Raw genomic sequence first — 17,014 nt, 5'->3', positions numbered from 1 at the left:
CGGCCTCGCCGGCCGGGACGATGCCTTTGGCCTGACTTACGCCGCCGCCTTCTTCCGGGCCAGCTCGGCCTTGTACAGCTCGAATTCCTCCGCGATCGCTTTCGCGATCGACGGCCGTTGGCGCAAGCGTTCGTAATAGGCCTTCACGTTCGGCCATTTCGCGAGCTCGATCGGCGGCGTCGCCATGGTCCAGTTGATGACCGTGACCAGGTAGGCATCGGCCACGCTGAAATGGTCGAGCAGGTAATCCCGACCCTTGAGGTAGTTGTCGAGATAGTCGAGCCGCGACAGGTTCCTCTCCAGCACATAGGCCTTGGCCTCCTGCGGCGCCTTGCGGTCGAGCACGGGGATGAACAGGCCCTTGTGCAGCTCGGTGCCGATGAAGCAGAGCCATTGATGTAGCCGGGTGCGCTCGATACCTGCCGTGGCGCCAAGACCGGATCGCGGAAAGCGGTCGGCGACATATTGCAGGATCGCCGCATTCTCGGTCAGCACCACGCCTTCGTCGGTGCGCAGCGTCGGCACCAGACCAATCGGATTGACCGCTCGGAAGTCGGAGCCGTCGTTCAGCACTGTCTTGGTCGGGGGATCGACTTCGAGATAATTCGCATCAGCGCCGGCTTCATAGAGCGCGACGCGCGTCGCCATGGAGCAGGCGAGCGGCGAAAAATAAAGATCCATGGTGGGCCTCCTTGGGCTAGTCCTCTTGTGGGTGTCGCTCAACCTGGCCAGATTGATTTTTGTACCATCTTGCATAATATGGGGCGGGTCAAGGATTAATTTGCGAAATGGTACAAAAATCGAGGCCGCCAGCTGCTGCCAAAGAACCCCAGCGCCGCGGCGAACCCAAGCGCCGCGGCGAACCCAAGCGCCGCGGCGAACCCAAGCGCCGTGGCCGGCCGCGCGCCTATGAACCCGAGATCGCCCTCGGCAAGGCGCTCGATCTGTTTCGCAAGCAAGGCTTTGCCGCGACCTCGCTCGACGACCTCAGCGCAGCCACCGGCATGAACCGGCCGAGCCTTTACGGCGCCTTCGGCGACAAGCGCGAGCTCTACATCAAGAGCTACCAGCGCTACCGCGAGGACGCCCGCGCCTCGATGGTCGAGATCTTTCGCCAGGAGATGCCGGTGCGCCAGCGGCTGGAACGCATCTATGCCGCCGCGTTGAACATCTATCTTTCCGGCGAGACCGGGCCGCGCGGCTGCTTCACGGTCGTGACGGCAGCCTCCGAAGCGGTCAGTGATCCCGAAATTCGCGCCATGGTGCTGGAGGGCCTTGCCGATCTCGACAAGGCTTTTGCAAGCTGCTTCCGCCGCGCCAAGGAGAAGGGCGAGCTGCCTGACAGTGCCGATCCGGCCGTGCTGGCGCAACTCGCCTCCGCCACCATCCACACCATCGCCATCCGCTCCCGTGCGCGCGTGCCGCGCAAGGAGCTGGAGGAAATCGTCAAAGGCGCGATTGACGTGATGGTGGGGGCTAACCCCTAACCGTCGTCCCGGCCTGGTGCGCAATTGCGCACCAGGCCGGGCGACGCCGAGTTTGTAGCACGATCCTGCCTTTAACTACGCCGCGCGAATCTGGGCGAGGAAGCGATCCACCTCATCGCGCAGCCGCTGCGACTGTTTCGACAGCTCGACGGCCGAGACCAGCACCTCTTCCGCGGCTGTGCCAGTCGCTGCGATGCCGTCGGTGACGCCGGCAATGTTCTGCGAGACCTCGCCGGTGCGGGCGGCGGCCTGCTGAACGTTCTGCGCGATCTCCTGCGTCGCCGTGCCCTGCTGGCCGACGGCGGCCGCAATTGCCGCGGAGATTTCATCGACTTGCTGAATCGTGGCGCAGATCGACTGGATGCCTTCGACCGCACCTGACGTCTCGCCCTGGACGGCTGTCACCTGTGCGCCGATCTCTTCCGTTGCCTTTGCGGTCTGGGTCGCGAGCGCCTTGACCTCGGAGGCGACCACGGCAAAGCCGCGGCCGGCTTCGCCCGCGCGCGCCGCCTCGATCGTCGCGTTCAGTGCCAAGAGATTGGTCTGCCCGGCGATGCCGTTGATGAAAGAAACGACGTCGCCGATTTTCTGCGCGGCGTCGGCGAGGCTCTGCACGCGCGCATTCGACGCTTGGCCGTCGCTCGCAGCCTTGCCCACCACCTCGGTCGCATGCGCGAGCCGGCGGCTGATCTCGGTCATCGACGAGGACAATTCTTCCGCGGCAGCCGCAACCGTCTGCACGTTCTCGGAGGCGAGCGCCGAAGCCGACGACACCGCGCGGGTCTGATTGCGCGACTGCTCGACGATGGCAGACATCGAGCGCGCGGTGTGTTCCATCTCGACGGCGGCCGAGGAGACCGTGGTGACGACGTCGCGGATGCTGGCCTCGAAATTGTCGGCGAGCGCGGCGAAGGCGCGCCGTTTCTCCGCCTCGGATTGTGCTTTGGCCTCGAGCTGGCCGGCCTGGAGCCTGCTGAAGTTGATGGCATTGTCGCGGAACACCGCCACCGCCTTCACCATCGCGCCGACCTCATCATTGGCCTTGCTTTCGGGGATGGCGACGTCGAGATGGCCGTCGGCAAGCTCGCGCATCACTGATGTGATCGACAGAATCGGCCGCGAGATCCCGCGGGCGATGAGGTAGCCGACGATGGCGGCGAGCACGAGTCCGAGCACGGCGATGCCGATCGCAAGCATCCAGGCGCGGTCGGCGGAAGCCACGTAATCGGCGTTGTCCATCACCAGCTCGACGGCGCCGAGCGGTTTTCCCGAGAAGTCCTTGATCGGCCCGAGCAGCGCAGCGACCGGCCTGGTGTCGAGCTTCGACTGCCGTACCGCAAAATCGCCCCCGGTGGCGCGGCGGTAATCTGCGGCATCGAAGAAGTTCTGGCCCTTCAGCGTTCCGCCGAACAGCTTGAAGCCCGCGCCATCGGCAAGGTGGAAAGCGATGTCGACATGGCGGTTGGCCTTGAAATCGTCGAGAAAGGACTGGCCGAAGCTCAGGCCGAATTCCACCGAGCCGAGATGCTTGCCCGCTTGCGCGATCGGCACCACGCCGCGGATGCCGAGCCCGGCGACCCCGCCTTCGAGTCCGACGATGACCTTGCGCTCCTGATTGGCGTCGACGACGGTCTTGCGGAAGCTCGAGAGGTCGTCGCCGAACTTCGCCGGCTGGTGCACGCGCAGGAAGGAGGTCGCGGGCGGCGTATGGAACTGGAACTGCTCGACGCCGTACTCGGACTTGGTCGCTGCGAACACCGGCCCGAACAGGCGCATCAGGGCGTCGCGATCCTGCTTGGCCATCGCCTCCTGCGTCGCCGGCATCGCGGCCACCACCGTGCTCATGGCGGCGGCGCGGCGGGACTCTTCGGCGATCCGCGACAGCAGCGCATCATAATGGCTGCGCAATTCGCGCTGGTCGGCGCGGTCGATGATCCCCGCGATGATCCACATGGCGCCGAGCACGGCAATCAGCGCCGTCGCCGCCGCCGTCACCGCCAGCGCAACCGTGATCCGCATCCTGAGGCCGAGGTTCGCTCGCATGTCCGACTCGTTCGCTGCGCATTGACTGACAACGCGTATCAATCTCTCGCTAAAAGAGGGTGAACGGGATACCGGCGATGCGGGTGGGGGACGGCCAAGGCCAATCGGTCAACATAACGGCGTCGTCCCGCCGCGCTACGTCTCGCGGGCGAGCGCCGGCGCCGCTGCCGCGGCGTCCCGGAAGGCGTCGCGCAGGGAGCCCAGCAGCGTCTGTACGCGGGCGAGGTTGGAGCGCGTCGCCGGGACGAGCGCCTTGACCCAGAGATCGGGGACCTGCAGCTCCGGGAGCAGCTCGACCAGCGCGCCGGACTTGAGCCGATCCGCCACAGCGGTGCGCGAGGCGATCGCGATGCCGCTGCCCGCGCACAGGCTGTCGATGACGAGCGCGCCGTTATTGGTGACGAGATGCGGCCGGACCGTCACCGTCGTCACGCCGTTGCGCCCCTCGAAAGTCCAGGAGGGCCCGATCGGCGAAAACACGATGCAATCGTGATTGACGAGGTCGCGCGCGTGTCGGGGCTGGCCGCGCCGTGCCAGATAAGAGGGCGCGGCGCACAGTACGCGTTCGAACACATGCAGGGGCTCCTCGAGCACCCCGTCGAAGGATGACGGCATCATGGTGAGAACGATGTCGAAGCCTTCCTCGACCGGGTTCACCGTGCGGTCCACCAGCACCGCGTCGAGCGTCACGCGCGGATATCTGATCTGAAACGACGACAGCAATTGCGCGAGGTTGATCACCATCGGCGAGGCCGGCGCCTTGATGCGCAACTGGCCCTCGAGCTCGTTTGGCGATCGCATGATGCCCTTCGCCATCTCGTCGTAATCGCGCACGATCTGCCTGATGACGTCGAGATAGCGCTCGCCGATCTCTGTGAGCGCGAGGCGCCGCGTGCTCCGCCGCAGCAGCGTGGTCTTCAGCGACCATTCCAATTGTCCGACCCGCTTGGTGATGACGGATGGCGCCACCCCCAGCTGCCGGCCGGCCTCGGAGAAACTGCCGGTTCGGGCCGTTGCCAAAAACGCCTTCATATTCAAAAGGCTATCGGCCATTTAATCCAATCCGGAAAAGATGATCGCGCGAAATAGCTTATTCTCCCCCATTCCCGAAGGAAATAGGCTTCCTCCGCTACCACAAGCCGTCACACCAAAACGAACGGCAACTGGGAGGAATGAGCATGAGTGCATCTGACATCATCGATGTCACCGATGTCATCGAGCGCCAGCGCCGCAATGGCCTGGTCCTGACAGTCCTGATCCTGTCGACGACGATGATGTTCCTGGACGGTTACGACCTCCAGGCCATGGCCTTCGCCGCGCCATCGATCATCCGCGCCTGGGGCGTCGAGCGGGCTGCGCTCGGAATAGTCTTCAGCGCCGGCATTTTCGGCATCCTCGTCGGCGGCCTCGTATTCGGATCGCTCGGCGACCGCATCGGCCGTCGCCTGTCGATCGTGGCCTCGATGCTGGTGTTCGGCGGCTTCACGCTGGCGACGGTGTGGGCGAGCGACATCACGAGCCTGATCGTGCTTCGCTTCCTCGCCGGCATCGGCATCGGCGGATTGTCGCCGCTATGCTACGCGCTCAACCTCGAATATGCGCCGAGCCGATATCGCGGCACGGCGGTCGCGATCATCATGGTCGGTTATGTCGCGGGCAGCAGCATCGGCGGCTTCATCGCTGCCGGTCTCGTGCCGCAGTTCGGCTGGACCATCGTGTTCTGGATCGGCGGCGTGCTGCCGCTGCTGGGGGCCGCGCTGTGCTATTTTGCGCTTCCGGAATCGATCAAGTTCCTCGTGGTGCGCAATCGCGAGCCCGCGGAGATCGCGCGTATCCTCAACCGGATCGAGCCCGGCCTTCAGGCGCAGGCGACGACGCGCTTCGTGCTGCGCGATGAAGCGTCCGCCGGCAGCGCCGGCATGGGACCCCTGTCGCAACTCGCCTCGCTGTTCGACGGGCGGCTGGCGATCATCACGCCGTTCCTGTGGGTGGCCTATATCGCAAGCTCGATCACGATGTTCTTCCTCAACAGCTGGACGCCGATCCTGGCCGAGGCATCCGGGCACACGCCCGCGCAGGCTGCCATGGGCCTGACCGTGTTCAGCCTGGGAGGCGCCGTCGGCGGCCTCACCATCGGCCGGGTGCTCGATCGTTTCGGCGTCATCGCCATTGCGATCGTGCCGCTGATTGCCTGCCCGCTGGTTGCTTCGCTTGGCTGGGCCGGTCTTGGTGACAGCACCTACCTTGGGACGATGGCGTGTGTCGGATTCTTCGTCGTGGGCGGCCATCAGGGCCTGAACAGCTCGGTCGGCCAGTTCTATTCCAGCGCCAACCGCACGACGGCCGTGGGCTGGGCGCTGTCGGTCGCCAAGATCGGCTCGATCAGCGGACCGCTGGTTGCCGGCATCCTGATCGCACAGCATCTGCCGTTCTCGAACCTGTTCCTGCTGGCCGCTCTGCCGCCGCTGGTGGTGGCGGCCTGCGTCCTGGTGCTGGGAATTTCGCAGCGCAAGCACCTGGCGGCGCGGAAGATCGATCAGACGGCCGCGGCCTAGCCGCGTCCGGACGAAGTCATGGAGCTTGAGAGATGAAAATGCCCTTCGCAGGCGCAATCGATTGCGACCTGCACCCGCCGATGCCGAGCATGGCGCAGCTCCTGCCATATCTCGACGACTACTGGCGCGACCAGATCACGAACCGCGCGATCGACCGCATGTCGTTCGCCATGATGAGCTATCCGCCGAATGCGCCAATCAGCGCGCGCCCGGACTGGCGGGCGCCGAACACCGCGCGGAGCGATCTCGATACGCTGCGCGCCCATCTCCTCGATGCCTTCGACCTCCGGTTCGGCATCGCCAACGTGATGCATGGTGCGATCGCGCTCCACAACGACGACATGGCGGCGGCGATCTGCCGCGCCGTGAACGACTGGCTGCGGGCGGAGTGGCTGGACCGCGAACCGCGGCTGCGCGGCTCGATTTTGGTGTCACCGCAGGATCCGGCGCAGGCCGTTGCCGAGATCGAGCGTCTCGCCTCGGACCCGCGATTCGTGCAGGTCCTGCTGCCGGTGATGGGCGAAAAGCTGCTCGGCCGGCGCGAATTCTTTCCACTCTATGAGGCGGCGGAACGGCATGGCCTCGTCATTGCCGTTCACGCCGGCAGCACCTACCGGTACGCGCCGACGATCGTGGGCTGGCCGTCCTATCAGTTCGAGGACTATGTCGCGCAGGCGCAGGCTTTCGCCAACCAGACCATCAGTCTCGTTGCCGAGGGCGTATTCCGCCGCTTCCCGCGGCTCAAGGTGGTGATGCTGGAGTCCGGCGTAAGCTGGTTGCCGATGACCGTGTGGCGCACCGACAAGACCTGGCGTGGCGCGCGGCCGGAAGTGCCCTGGGTGGACCGCTGGCCGTCAGAGATCATTCGCGAGCATCTGCGCCTATCGGTCCAGCCGTTCGATGCGGCCGATGCGACGGGGGTCGCGCAGACGCTCGATCGAATCGGGTCGGATGAGATGTTGCTGTTCTCCACCGACTATCCGCACTGGCAGTTCGACGGCGACGACGTGCTGCCGGATGGGCTGCCGCCGGACTCGTTGCAGAAGATCCTGATCGACAATGCGCTCGCAACCTATCCCCGCCTGGCACAGGGCGCGGCCGCCGGCGCCGTCGAGCTTGCGAAGGAGGACGTGAGATGAACGCACCCTTTGTCGAGCAGAAGGCCCGGCAGACGCTGGCGGTCGTCGATTGCGACATCCATCCGGCGCACCGCACGCCCGGCGAGCTCTTGCCCTATCTCGAGCCGCGCTGGCGCGAGCACTACGAGACCCATGGCGTCCATGTGCGACAGGCGCTGCCAAGCGCGCTGATGTATCCACGCATGATGGCCGCCGGCATGCGCGCCGATTCGCTTCCCGAGAAGGGCGGTCCTGCGGGATCGGATCTCGATCTCCTGCGCAGGCAGCATCTTGATCCCGTCAATGTCGAGTTCGGCCTGCTGATGGCGCTCAGCAAGGGCGGCATGGAGGAGCGCAATCCCGGTCTTGCGGCAGCGTTGTCGCGCGCCACCAACGACTGGCAGATCGATCGCTGGGTGCGCGAGGAGCCGCGCCTTCGCGCCGGCATCGTCGTGCCGCAGGAGTTTCCCGAGGCGGCCGTGGCCGAGATCGAACGCTGCGCCGGCGATCGCCGCTATGTGCAGATCATGCTGTCATCGAGGCCCTCGGACCCGCTGGGCCACCGGCGCTATTGGCCGATCTATGAGGCGGCGGAGCGCGCCGGCCTGCCGATCGGTCTGCATCCGGTCGGCTACAATGGCGGCCATCCCTCCACGGGCTCGGGCTGGCCGACCTTCTATTTGCAGGAGCACTATGTCTTCGTCGCGTGCATGGAAGCGCTTGCCTCGAGCCTGATCATCGAGGGCGTATTCGAGCGTTTTCCGAAGCTGAAGGTCGTGCTGGTCGAGGGCGGCTTCGGCTGGGCCCCGGCGCTCGCCTGGCGCATGGACAAGCATTTCGAGAAATTCCGCAAGGAGGTCGCACATCTCAAGCGGCGTCCCTCCGAATATCTGCGCGAGCACATCTGGTGGACGACGCAGCCGATCGAGGAGCCGGCGCAGTCGCGCCACATCGTCGAGATCATCGATTGGATCGGTTGGGACCGGCTGCTCTATTCATCCGACTATCCGCACTGGGACTATGACAATCCGTCCTTTGCCTTCAAATTTCCGATGACCGAGGCGCAGCGCCGCATGATCTTCAGAGACAATGCAATGGCATTGTATCGCCTCGCATGAGCCGCCATGTGGTCTGCCCGGCAGCCGAGCTGCCGCCCGGCGCACGCAAGGTCGTCGTGGTCGACGGGCGCGAGATCGGCGTGTTCAATGTCGAGGGGCGCCTTCATGCGCTGCTCAATCGCTGTCCGCACGGCGGAGCTGCGATCTGCTCTGGCGTCGTCACAGGGCTCAGCCAGTCATCCGGCCCCGGCGACTACCGCCTGGAACGGCGCGGTGAATTCTTGCGCTGCCCCTGGCATGGCTGGGAATTCGACATGGCGACCGGACAATCCTGGTGCGATCCGCGCCGCACCAGGGTGCGGAGCTTCGAGGTCAAGCTTGAAGCCGGCTCCGATCTTGTGATGGGACCCTATGTGGCGGAGCGATATCAGGTCACGGTCGAGGACGCTTATATCGTGGTCGACCTCTGAGAATGTGAAGCGTGCGGCATCAATATCCACGCACCCGATCCACCACGTTCTCCAGCGCGCCGCCCGCCTCGAATCTTGCGATCTGCTCGGCGACATAGGCCGAGATCGCGTCCGCATCGGTGTCGGCGGCGTTGTGCGGGGTCAGCACCACCTTGGGGTGGGTCCAGAACCGGCTGTCCGCGGGCTGCGGTTCCTGCACGAAAACGTCGAGCGAGACGGCGCCCAGCGTGCCGTCATCGAGACAGGCGAGAATGTCCGCTTCGTTCTGCAGGCCGCCGCGGCCGGCATTGATCAGCACCGGCGCGCCGAGCGGGCTCGTGCGGTTGAGCTTGGTGAAGACCTCGCGGTTGAGAATGCCGTTTGTGTCAGGCGTCAGCGGCAGCAGCGACACCAAAATGTCGGTCTTGCGCAGGAACGCATCCATCCCGGCGGTGCCGTGGAAGCACTCGACGCCCGCGATGGTGCGCGGGCTGCGGCTCCAGCCGGCGACGCGGAAGCCGAGCCGGCGCAGCACGTCGGCCGCATCGGCACCGAGCGTGCCGAGCCCCATCACACCGACCGTGATCGCGCTCGCCGGCCATTGATATTTCGGCTCCCAGCGCCTGGCGCGCTGCGAGTCGCGCAAATAGAGCTCCTGGCGGTGATGCATCAGCACGTGCAGCACGACATATTCGGTCATGCGGTTGGTGAGGTCAGGCACGGCGACGCGCACCAGCGGCACGTCGGGCAGGCTCTTGTCGGCCATCAGCGCGTCGACGCCGGCGCCGAGATTGAAGATCGCCCGCAGATTGGGGAAGGCGCCGAGGTCGCCCGGCACGGGTTTCCAGACCGCGGCATAGTGCACCTCGGCGGGATCGAGGGAGGCATCCGGTAGCAGCACCACGCGGCGGCCGTCGCAGACCGCATCGAACCGGGCCTTCCAGCGCTCGGGCAGCCAATTCTGCTGCGTGCTGTTGATCAGGACGGCCAGTGTGCCCATGGTCATTCGAAGTGCCTCATAAGGTTCCGCTTTTGGTGGCCCTCCTTGGCACGATCCGGCGGATTTTTCTCGCAAATTTTTTCCGCAGCCCTGTCGGGGCGAGGCATATTGGATCGTCTTCAAAACAAGCGCTCAGGTAAGGTACTGCCCATGCTTTATGCGATCCTTTGCTATCATGACGAAGACTTCGTCGGCTCCTGGAGCAAGGACCAGGACGAGGCCGTGATGAAAAAGCTCGCCGTGGTGCAGGACAAGCTCACCAGCCAAGGCCGGCTCGGCCCGGTGGCGCGGTTGCTGCCGACCACCGCGGCGGCGACCTTGCGCAAGGAAGATCCACCGCTGGTGCTCGACGGCCCCTATGCCGAGACCAAGGAGCAGCTGCTGGGCTTCTACATCGTCGATTGCAAGAACCTCGACGATGCGCTCGACGTCGCGCGCGACCTGGGCGCTGCCAATCCCGGCGGCGCCTATGAGGTGCGCCCCGTCGGCGTGTTCAGGCCGGGAGGAATTTCGGCGTGAGCGAGGCCGACACTGGCTGGATCGAGACGGCGCTGACCTCGGCGCGACCTCAGGCGGTCGGCGCTCTGCTGCGCTATTTCCGCGATCTCGATACGGCTGAAGAAGCCTTTCAGAACGCCTGCTTGCGCGCGCTCAAGAACTGGCGGGAGAACGGGCCGCCGCGGGATCCGGCGGCCTGGCTGATCATGGTCGGCCGCAACGTCGCCATCGACGAGGTTCGCCGCACCCGCAAGCAGCAGCCGTTGCCGGAGGACGACCAGGCGATCTCCGATCTCGACGACGCCGAAGGCGCGATTGCCGAGCGTCTCGACGGCTCGCACTATCGCGACGACATCTTGCGGCTGATGTTCATCTGCTGCCATCCGCAATTGCCGGCGACGCAGCAGATCGCACTGGCGCTACGTATCGTCTCCGGTCTTACCGTGAAGCAGATCGCGCGCGCCTTCCTGGTTTCGGAAGCCGCGATGGAGCAGCGCATCACCCGCGCCAAGGCCAGGGTGGCGGAAGCCGGGACGCCGTTCGAGACGCCCGGTGCTGTGGAACGCTCGGAGCGGCTCGCCGGCGTCGCGGCGATGATCTATCTGATCTTCAATGAGGGCTATTCGGCGAGCGGCGATACCGCGGAGATCCGCAAGCCGCTGTGCGAGGAGGCGATCCGTCTGGCGCGACTGTTGTTGCGCCTGTTCCCGAGCGAGCCGGAGATCATGGGGCTGACGGCGCTGATCCTGTTGCAGCACGCCCGCAGCGCCGCGCGCTTTGCCGAAGATGGATCGCTGATCCTGCTGGAGGACCAGAACCGCGCCTTGTGGAACGGCACCATGATCGCGGAAGGCCTCGCTTTGATCGACAAGGCCATGCGCCACCGCCGCAGCGGGCCCTACCAGATCCAGGCTGCGATCGCCGCGCTGCACGCGCGCGCGGCGACGCCCGATGAGACCGACTGGCCCCAGATCGACCTGCTCTACGGTGCGCTCGAAGTGGTGCAGCCTTCGCCGGTGGTGACGCTCAATCGCGCGGTTGCCGTCGCCAAGGTGCGCGGGCCCCAGGCCGCGCTCGACCTGATCGAGCCGCTGGCGCCGAAGCTTGCCAATTACTTCCATTTCTACGGCGTGCGCGGTGCCTTCCTGATGCAGCTCAACCGCAACGACGAAGCGCGAATCGCCTTCGACCGCGCCATCGCCCTCGCCAACACCTCCGCTGAAGCTGCCCACATCCGCATGCACATCGATCGCCTGATCCGGGATAGCCAGCCGAAGGGCGGCGGTGCCAGGCAGGGTGCGAAGGCGAAGTAGCCCCGCCTGCTTCCACGTCGTCATGCCCGGGCTTGTCCCGGGCACCCACGTTCTTCGTTCCTCTTGGCTAAGACGTGGATGGCCGGGACAAGGCCCGGCCATGACGTGGGGTGAGGACTGCGCCAAAAAATCCATTCCCACACTGTCGGCCAGCGCGGCTTCCCTTCGTCTTAATCCCGTATCAAGGGAGCCAATCATGCTGAAAGCTGTTGCCATTATCGCTGTTGTCCTCGCGATCGGGATCGCGGGCGTCCTCGTCTTCGCCCTTACCAAGCCCGACACGTTTCGTGTCGAGCGTTCGCTCGCCCTGAAGGCGCCGGCCGATGCGATCTATCCGCTGGTCGCCGATTTCCGCTTCTGGACCAGCTGGTCACCATATGAAAACCGGGACCCCGCGATGAAGCGCATCTACGGTGGAACCGCGTCAGGGAGGGGCGCAACCTATGCCTGGGACGGCAACAACAATGTCGGTGCCGGCCATATGGAAATTCTTGAGGCAAGCACGCCGTCGAAGCTCCGCATCAAGCTCGACTTCGCGCGTCCCTTCGAGGGGCACAATACCGCCGAATTCACTTTTGTGCCGCAAGGCGATGCTACGCTGGTTACATGGGCGATGTACGGCCCGGCGCCCTTCATGTCCAAGCTGATGCAGGTCTTCATCAACATGGACACGATGATCGGCAAGGACTTTGAAGTCGGCCTCGCCAGCCTGAAGAAGCTCGCCGAGAAGTAATAAGTCTCACTGGTCCAAGGAAAGAACGAGGAAAGACCAAGGAAATAGGAGAGAACGATGCTCAATCCCTATCTGTTCTATCAGGACACCTGCGAAGCGGCGTTCAATTTCTACGCCAAGGTTCTCGGCGGCAAGATCGAGATGATGATGCGTTCCTCCGAGGCGCCGCCGGACATGCCCGCCGCGCCCGGCCGCGAGAAGACGATCATGCATGCACGGATGTCGCTGCCCGGCGGCAGCGTGCTGATGGCCTCCGACGCACCGCCGGAGCATGTTCAAAAACCCCAGGGCTTTTCGATCTCGCTGACGATCACGGACGTTGCGGACGCCGAGCGCAAGTTCAACGCGCTCGCCGACGGCGGCACCGTCACGATGCCCTTCAGCAAGACCTTCTGGGCCAAGGGCTTCGGCATGTGCGTCGACAAGTTCGGCATCCCCTGGATGGTGAATTGCCCCGCCGAGGGAATGTGATCGTGTTGCTCCGCTGATACACCGCGCTGCGCCTTCCTCCCTGCTCTGCCGCGAGCGAGGAGGGCGCACCTCAGCGGATTGATCCAGTCGCCTCTTCCCTTGGCGGGTGTGCCACGCAGCTGCGGCAGATCACGAGCTTCGAGCCGAGTTGCCTGTCGTTCTCGGCTTCGATCTCGTCTTGAACGGCCCACCATGCGTCGGAATAAGGACGCAACGTCGCCAGCACTCTTTGCCGCTCAAGATTAGGATCGGTCTCTGGCGCTGTGCGACCGGCAACGCGCCGCTTCGTGACATCAGGGCGATTTGGATCGCGACCGAGTCCGTCCCATGCGATTGATCGCCGCTCCGCCGCCGGCGCGGCCGCGCATCCCGCGAGCACTGCGCAAAAACTAAGCAAGACAAGATGTGTCGCATCATGCCGGACTTTCGGTGCTCCACGCCACAGGCAAAAGCTGCGCAGGGCATTCTGCTTCGCGCCAATCAAATGGAACCCAAAGAAACACACCGCCGGCGAGGCTGAATCTGAAATCTTGATTCGCACAACATTGCGAGAGCAGTGAGGCCGCTTCGTGAACTGAAGCGGATCGCAATGCACAACAACTGGCGCAATATTAGGCTGTGCACGTCGCACGAGAATCCGTTAATAATTCCTTCATAAAATTTAAAATCTGGGGTGGGCGTAACTCGGAAGGGGTGCAACCGATGGCGGCGGCGCTACAAATCAACTTTGCATTGTGGGGAATGCTCATTTGCGCGAGCCTGGAGCTGGCGCAGACGATCGAGAGATTCTTCTAGGCAGCACATCAGCCAGTTCGCGCGCTGTTGCGAACGACAATGATCGGTGCGACGACGATCTCGCGGCAGCGACGACCCGCGCCGTATCGTCGCTGATCTTCACCGGCAGCGAGGATAGATGGCGGCGAGGTCGCGTCCCCTCAGCAAGAGCAAACGAGAGGTGAGGCCGCCGCGGCGGGCGATCCAGTCACGCACCGGGCCGGGATAGGCTTCGAGCACGGCTTCGGATGCTTCCGGTTCGGCATAGAAGCGTCCGTGTCGGTCGACCGAACGCGCAGCGTGGAAACCGAGCACGGCGCGCCTGGTCACGCAAATGCGCTCGCCCGGTACGATGCTGAGCACCAGCGTGCAGGCGGACAGGCACGGACCGTCGATCACGACACGCTCGCCGCTCGCGCGCACCTTCTCGAACAGATCGAGGAACGGCCCGACCTGCCCGCCGGGGCTCTGGATGATACGGATCTCCGCCTTGGCGGGTGCGGATGCGAACAGTGCTGATGCGAGCAGCAGGGCACTGCAGAAGGTGACGCGTCGCATGAGCTCTCCACCAACTCGATTTCGTAGGGTGGGCAAAGCGTAGCGTGCCCACCATTGCCACGGCAAATCCGAAAGAGATGGTGGGCACGGCGCAAGAGCGCCTTTGCCCACCCTACAATCCGTGCCTACCCGTTCCGTCGTTGTCCCCGCAACGTCGGCAGGCCGATACCCGCGGCATCAAAGCCGCCATCGACGGCCAAAATTTGGCCGGTGATGTAGCTCGCGCGCTCCGAGCACAGAAAGTAGATCGCCTCCGCCAGCTCCTCCTCGAGCCCATAGCGGTTGAGCGGGATGGCGTCGTGATAGTCCGCGCGGATCTCCTTGGTGTGCACCTGCTTTGCCATTGCCGTGTCGACCGGCCCGGGCGCGACCGCGTTGACGCGGATGTTGAGCGAGGCGAGCTCGACCGCGAGCTGTTTTGTCAGGTGCGCGAGCCCCGCCTTGCTGGTGCCGTAGGCCGAGCGCAAGGTCGAGGCACGCACGGCCGAAATCGAGGTGATATTGACGATGGCGCCGCCGTCGGCCTCGCGCATCAACGGCACCGCCGCCCTGGTGCAGAGAAACGGCCCGGTGAGATTGACCTCGAGCACGCGGCGCCAGTCGGCCTCCGACGTCTCCATCAGCGGCGCGAACACCGCAATGCCGGCATTGTTGACCAAGGCATCGAGCCGGCCGAAGCGCCGCTCGAGCACCGTCATTGCCGCGCCGATCGCGGTCGGGTCCGAGACATCGCAGGTGAGTGCCAGCGTATCGCCGCTTCTGCCGATCTCGGCGACGGCCTTGGCGAGCAACTCGCCCTCGATATCAAGCAGCGCCACCCGCCACCCTTCGGCCAGGAATTTTTTCGCGGTCGCGAGCCCAATGCCGCGCGCGGCTCCGGTGACGAGGGCGACGTTTTGCGAGGCTGACGGCATGGGCTGATCTGTCCTGTCTCGAACATGGGGCGCGTGGGTCTTCTTACTGTGCTTTCGTCCGGCGCTTCAAATTATTCGCGTTCACGTGTCGGTTCCGGCAATGCTCGTTCGTCTTGCAGGTGAGTGCGGGCGAAATCGGCTCGCATCGAGTGAATGTCTCCAGCCGGCCTCACGGCGCATGCCGTGATGCCACCGAAAGCCAAGGACCTTCCATGCGTTTCATGATGTTGATGATTCCGATTGGCTACTGCACTGCGGAACCGGGTGCCCAGCCTGATCCCGAGCGCGTCGCGGCGATGATGCGCTACAATGAGGAGCTGAAGAACGCCGGCGTGCTGATCACGCTCGACGGCCTGCACCCACCGTCTGCCGGCGCGCGCGTGTCCTTCGGCTCCGGTGAACCAATCGTGACCGATGGGCCGTTTGCCGAAGCCAAGGAAGTCCTGGGCGGTTACTGGATGATCGATGTGGCCTCGCGCGACGAGGCGATCGCATGGGCCAAAAAATGTCCGGCCTCCGGCAACGAGATCATCGAGATCCGGCAGGTGCAGGAGTTGTCGGATTTCTCTGACGAGGTGCGAGACGCGGTCTCTGGATTCGAAGACTTGCCGCATGTTACGGCCGCACAACGCGGCCAGGCGCATCATTAACGTTGAAGGGAGAAACAGCAAATGAGCAACGAGACCTATCTCGCAGTCTTCCTCGGCAGCAAGAGCAGTCCGAAAATGGCGGCGTGGAATGCAATGTCCGACGCCGAGCGCAAGGCAAAGGAGATGGAGGGCATGGCGGCCTGGAAGGGCTGGGTCGAGAAGCACCAAAGCGCGATCCAGGCGATGGGTGGTCCGCTTGGCAGGACCAAGAAGGTCGACGGCAGCGGCATTGCCGACATCGCCAACGAGATGGGTGCCTTCACGGTCGTCCGCGCCGCCTCGCACGAGGCCGCCGCAAGAATGTTCGAGAACCACCCGCATTTCGCGATCTTCCCCGGCGAGCGCGTCGAGATCATGCCGGTGCTGCCGATTCCGGGCGGCTAGGCTCTGTCGTCATTCCGGGGCGGTCCGAAGGGCGAACCCGGAAATCCGGAGGTTTTCGAGCGAGATTCCGGGTTCGGCTCTTCGAGCCGCCCCGGAATGACGGGGAGGGCCTAGTGACCTTCATGCGCAGCTCATGTAAAGATCGTTCACATGAGCTGGCGCAAGGAGCAGCGCCGCGCCGAGCGCGGCTATCACCACGGCAATCTGAAGGAAGCACTTCTGCAGGCCGCCCTCGGGCTGATCGCGGAAAAGGGGGCGGCCGGCTTCACCTTTGCCGATGCCGCGCGCATGGCCGGCGTCAGCGCTGCGGCACCGTACCGGCATTTTCGCGACCGCGACGAGCTGCTGTCCTCGATTGCCCAGCGCGGTTTCGAGCAGTTCGAGCAGCGGCTGACCGAGGCCTGGGACGACGGGCGCCCCGACACCGTCACCGCGTTCGAGCGCGTCGGCCGGGCCTATCTCGCCTTCGCCCGCGAGGAGCCGGCCTTCTACAATGCGATGTTCGAATCCGGCCTTCCTGTCGATGCCAATGCAGCGCTGCAGGCCGCAAGCGAGCGTGCTTTTAACGTCATTCGCGCCGCCGCGGAGCGTCTCGCCGCGCTGGCCCCGCCAGGCACGCCGCGCCCGCCGGCGATGATGATGGCGCTGCACATCTGGTCGATGGCGCATGGCGTCGCCTCGCTGTTTTCCCGGGGTGACGCCGCGCGCCGAAAACTGCCGATGTCGCCGGACGAGCTGCTCGAGGCCGAGGTGCTGATTTACTTGCGTGGCCTCGGTTTCCCGACCGACCGCAGGCCGCAGGCGAAGAGCGCCGAGCCGCCGCCGGTGCCACCGGAGGCATCCTCCGGTTCGGGCGTGCCGCCTGGCGGTCCCTGGGGCAAGCCGAAATAAAGTTGCGCCAATAATCACGCGGGCGTGTCAGGCGGTCAGCTTGACAAAATCGCGGGATGGTCTAGCTATGTAAATGTTATTTACATTCACAACGGCGCTGATGCCGTGATGGAGAAGG

18 protein-coding genes are annotated in these 17,014 nt (G+C 64.7%); 12 read left to right on the top strand and 6 right to left on the bottom strand.

Going from position 1 to position 17,014, the window contains the following annotated elements; translation table 11 throughout:
* Window positions 1-36: 36 nt before the first annotated feature.
* Window positions 37-681 (bottom strand): glutathione binding-like protein, encoded by a 645-nt coding sequence (locus tag XH98_RS03280; protein ID WP_271603865.1) that lies wholly within the window; start codon window positions 679-681, stop codon window positions 37-39.
* A gap of 107 nt (window positions 682-788) precedes the next feature.
* On the opposite strand from XH98_RS03280, the gene XH98_RS03275 reads away from it, so the two are divergent.
* A complete protein-coding gene (locus XH98_RS03275; protein WP_271617784.1) occupies window positions 789-1,487 on the top strand; it encodes a TetR/AcrR family transcriptional regulator in 699 nt (232 codons plus the stop codon).
* Between the two features lie 75 nt (window positions 1,488-1,562).
* On the opposite strand, the gene XH98_RS03270 is transcribed toward XH98_RS03275, so the two are convergent.
* Together XH98_RS03270 and XH98_RS03265 are read right to left on the bottom strand one after the other, a co-directional pair.
* Entirely contained in the window at window positions 1,563-3,530 is a 1,968-nt protein-coding gene (locus tag XH98_RS03270; RefSeq protein WP_271603867.1) for a methyl-accepting chemotaxis protein, read from the bottom strand.
* Between the two features lie 135 nt (window positions 3,531-3,665).
* Window positions 3,666-4,583: a LysR family transcriptional regulator gene (locus tag XH98_RS03265; protein WP_057759212.1), complete on the bottom strand. Its 918-nt coding sequence runs from the start codon at window positions 4,581-4,583 to the stop codon at window positions 3,666-3,668.
* 125 nt (window positions 4,584-4,708) lie between these two features.
* Between XH98_RS03265 and XH98_RS03260 the strand changes: the two genes are divergently transcribed.
* The 4 genes from XH98_RS03260 to XH98_RS03245 are packed head-to-tail and all read left to right on the top strand — an operon-like array spanning window position 4,709 to window position 8,731.
* Complete coding sequence (locus tag XH98_RS03260) at window positions 4,709-6,085, top strand: MFS transporter (protein ID WP_271603868.1); 1,377 nt, start codon at window positions 4,709-4,711, stop codon at window positions 6,083-6,085.
* Between the two features lie 32 nt (window positions 6,086-6,117).
* Window positions 6,118-7,224 (top strand): amidohydrolase family protein, encoded by a 1,107-nt coding sequence (locus tag XH98_RS03255; RefSeq protein ID WP_271603869.1) that lies wholly within the window; start codon window positions 6,118-6,120, stop codon window positions 7,222-7,224.
* Complete coding sequence (locus tag XH98_RS03250; RefSeq protein WP_220006824.1) at window positions 7,221-8,321, top strand: amidohydrolase family protein; 1,101 nt, start codon at window positions 7,221-7,223, stop codon at window positions 8,319-8,321. Before XH98_RS03255 ends, XH98_RS03250 begins: the two co-directional genes overlap by 4 nt.
* Complete coding sequence (locus XH98_RS03245; protein WP_057759203.1) at window positions 8,318-8,731, top strand: Rieske (2Fe-2S) protein; 414 nt, start codon at window positions 8,318-8,320, stop codon at window positions 8,729-8,731. The genes XH98_RS03250 and XH98_RS03245 overlap by 4 nt, the downstream gene beginning before the upstream one ends.
* Before the next feature lie 19 nt (window positions 8,732-8,750).
* On the opposite strand, the gene XH98_RS03240 is transcribed toward XH98_RS03245, so the two are convergent.
* On the bottom strand, window positions 8,751-9,716 hold the full coding sequence (locus tag XH98_RS03240; protein WP_271603870.1) for a 2-hydroxyacid dehydrogenase: 966 nt from the start codon (window positions 9,714-9,716) through the stop codon (window positions 8,751-8,753).
* A gap of 144 nt (window positions 9,717-9,860) precedes the next feature.
* Between XH98_RS03240 and XH98_RS03235 the strand changes: the two genes are divergently transcribed.
* From XH98_RS03235 to XH98_RS03220, 4 genes are all read left to right on the top strand, one after another.
* Window positions 9,861-10,229 (top strand): YciI family protein, encoded by a 369-nt coding sequence (locus XH98_RS03235; RefSeq protein ID WP_057759198.1) that lies wholly within the window; start codon window positions 9,861-9,863, stop codon window positions 10,227-10,229.
* On the top strand, window positions 10,226-11,521 hold the full coding sequence (locus XH98_RS03230; protein ID WP_271617783.1) for an RNA polymerase sigma factor: 1,296 nt from the start codon (window positions 10,226-10,228) through the stop codon (window positions 11,519-11,521). The genes XH98_RS03235 and XH98_RS03230 overlap by 4 nt, the downstream gene beginning before the upstream one ends.
* Before the next feature lie 196 nt (window positions 11,522-11,717).
* Entirely contained in the window at window positions 11,718-12,254 is a 537-nt protein-coding gene (locus tag XH98_RS03225) for an SRPBCC family protein (protein WP_271603872.1), read from the top strand.
* Between the two features lie 57 nt (window positions 12,255-12,311).
* Window positions 12,312-12,725: a VOC family protein gene (locus XH98_RS03220; protein ID WP_057759192.1), complete on the top strand. Its 414-nt coding sequence runs from the start codon at window positions 12,312-12,314 to the stop codon at window positions 12,723-12,725.
* An 894-nt stretch (window positions 12,726-13,619) separates the two neighbouring features.
* Here the strand turns inward: XH98_RS03220 and XH98_RS03210 are convergent.
* Complete coding sequence (locus XH98_RS03210) at window positions 13,620-14,057, bottom strand: hypothetical protein (RefSeq protein ID WP_271603873.1); 438 nt, start codon at window positions 14,055-14,057, stop codon at window positions 13,620-13,622.
* 125 nt (window positions 14,058-14,182) lie between these two features.
* Window positions 14,183-14,971, bottom strand: a complete 789-nt coding sequence (locus XH98_RS03205; RefSeq protein WP_271617782.1) for an SDR family NAD(P)-dependent oxidoreductase — start codon at window positions 14,969-14,971, stop codon at window positions 14,183-14,185.
* A 212-nt stretch (window positions 14,972-15,183) separates the two neighbouring features.
* On the opposite strand from XH98_RS03205, the gene XH98_RS03200 reads away from it, so the two are divergent.
* The 3 genes from XH98_RS03200 to XH98_RS03190 all read left to right on the top strand — a co-directional run bounded on the left by XH98_RS03200 (window position 15,184) and on the right by XH98_RS03190 (window position 16,896).
* Window positions 15,184-15,621 carry a YciI family protein gene (locus XH98_RS03200; RefSeq protein WP_271603969.1) on the top strand — a complete coding sequence of 146 codons (438 nt, stop codon included), beginning with the start codon at window positions 15,184-15,186 and terminating at the stop codon, window positions 15,619-15,621.
* A gap of 21 nt (window positions 15,622-15,642) precedes the next feature.
* On the top strand, window positions 15,643-16,005 hold the full coding sequence (locus XH98_RS03195; protein ID WP_271603875.1) for a hypothetical protein: 363 nt from the start codon (window positions 15,643-15,645) through the stop codon (window positions 16,003-16,005).
* 150 nt (window positions 16,006-16,155) lie between these two features.
* Entirely contained in the window at window positions 16,156-16,896 is a 741-nt protein-coding gene (locus tag XH98_RS03190) for a TetR/AcrR family transcriptional regulator (protein ID WP_271603876.1), read from the top strand.
* Window positions 16,897-17,014: the final 118 nt, after the last annotated feature.

It is taken from the genome of Bradyrhizobium sp. CCBAU 51745, assembly GCF_028128715.1.
Taxonomy (GTDB): Bacteria; Pseudomonadota; Alphaproteobacteria; order Rhizobiales; family Xanthobacteraceae; genus Bradyrhizobium; species Bradyrhizobium manausense.
This window is presented reverse-complemented; position numbering and strand designations above follow the sequence as displayed.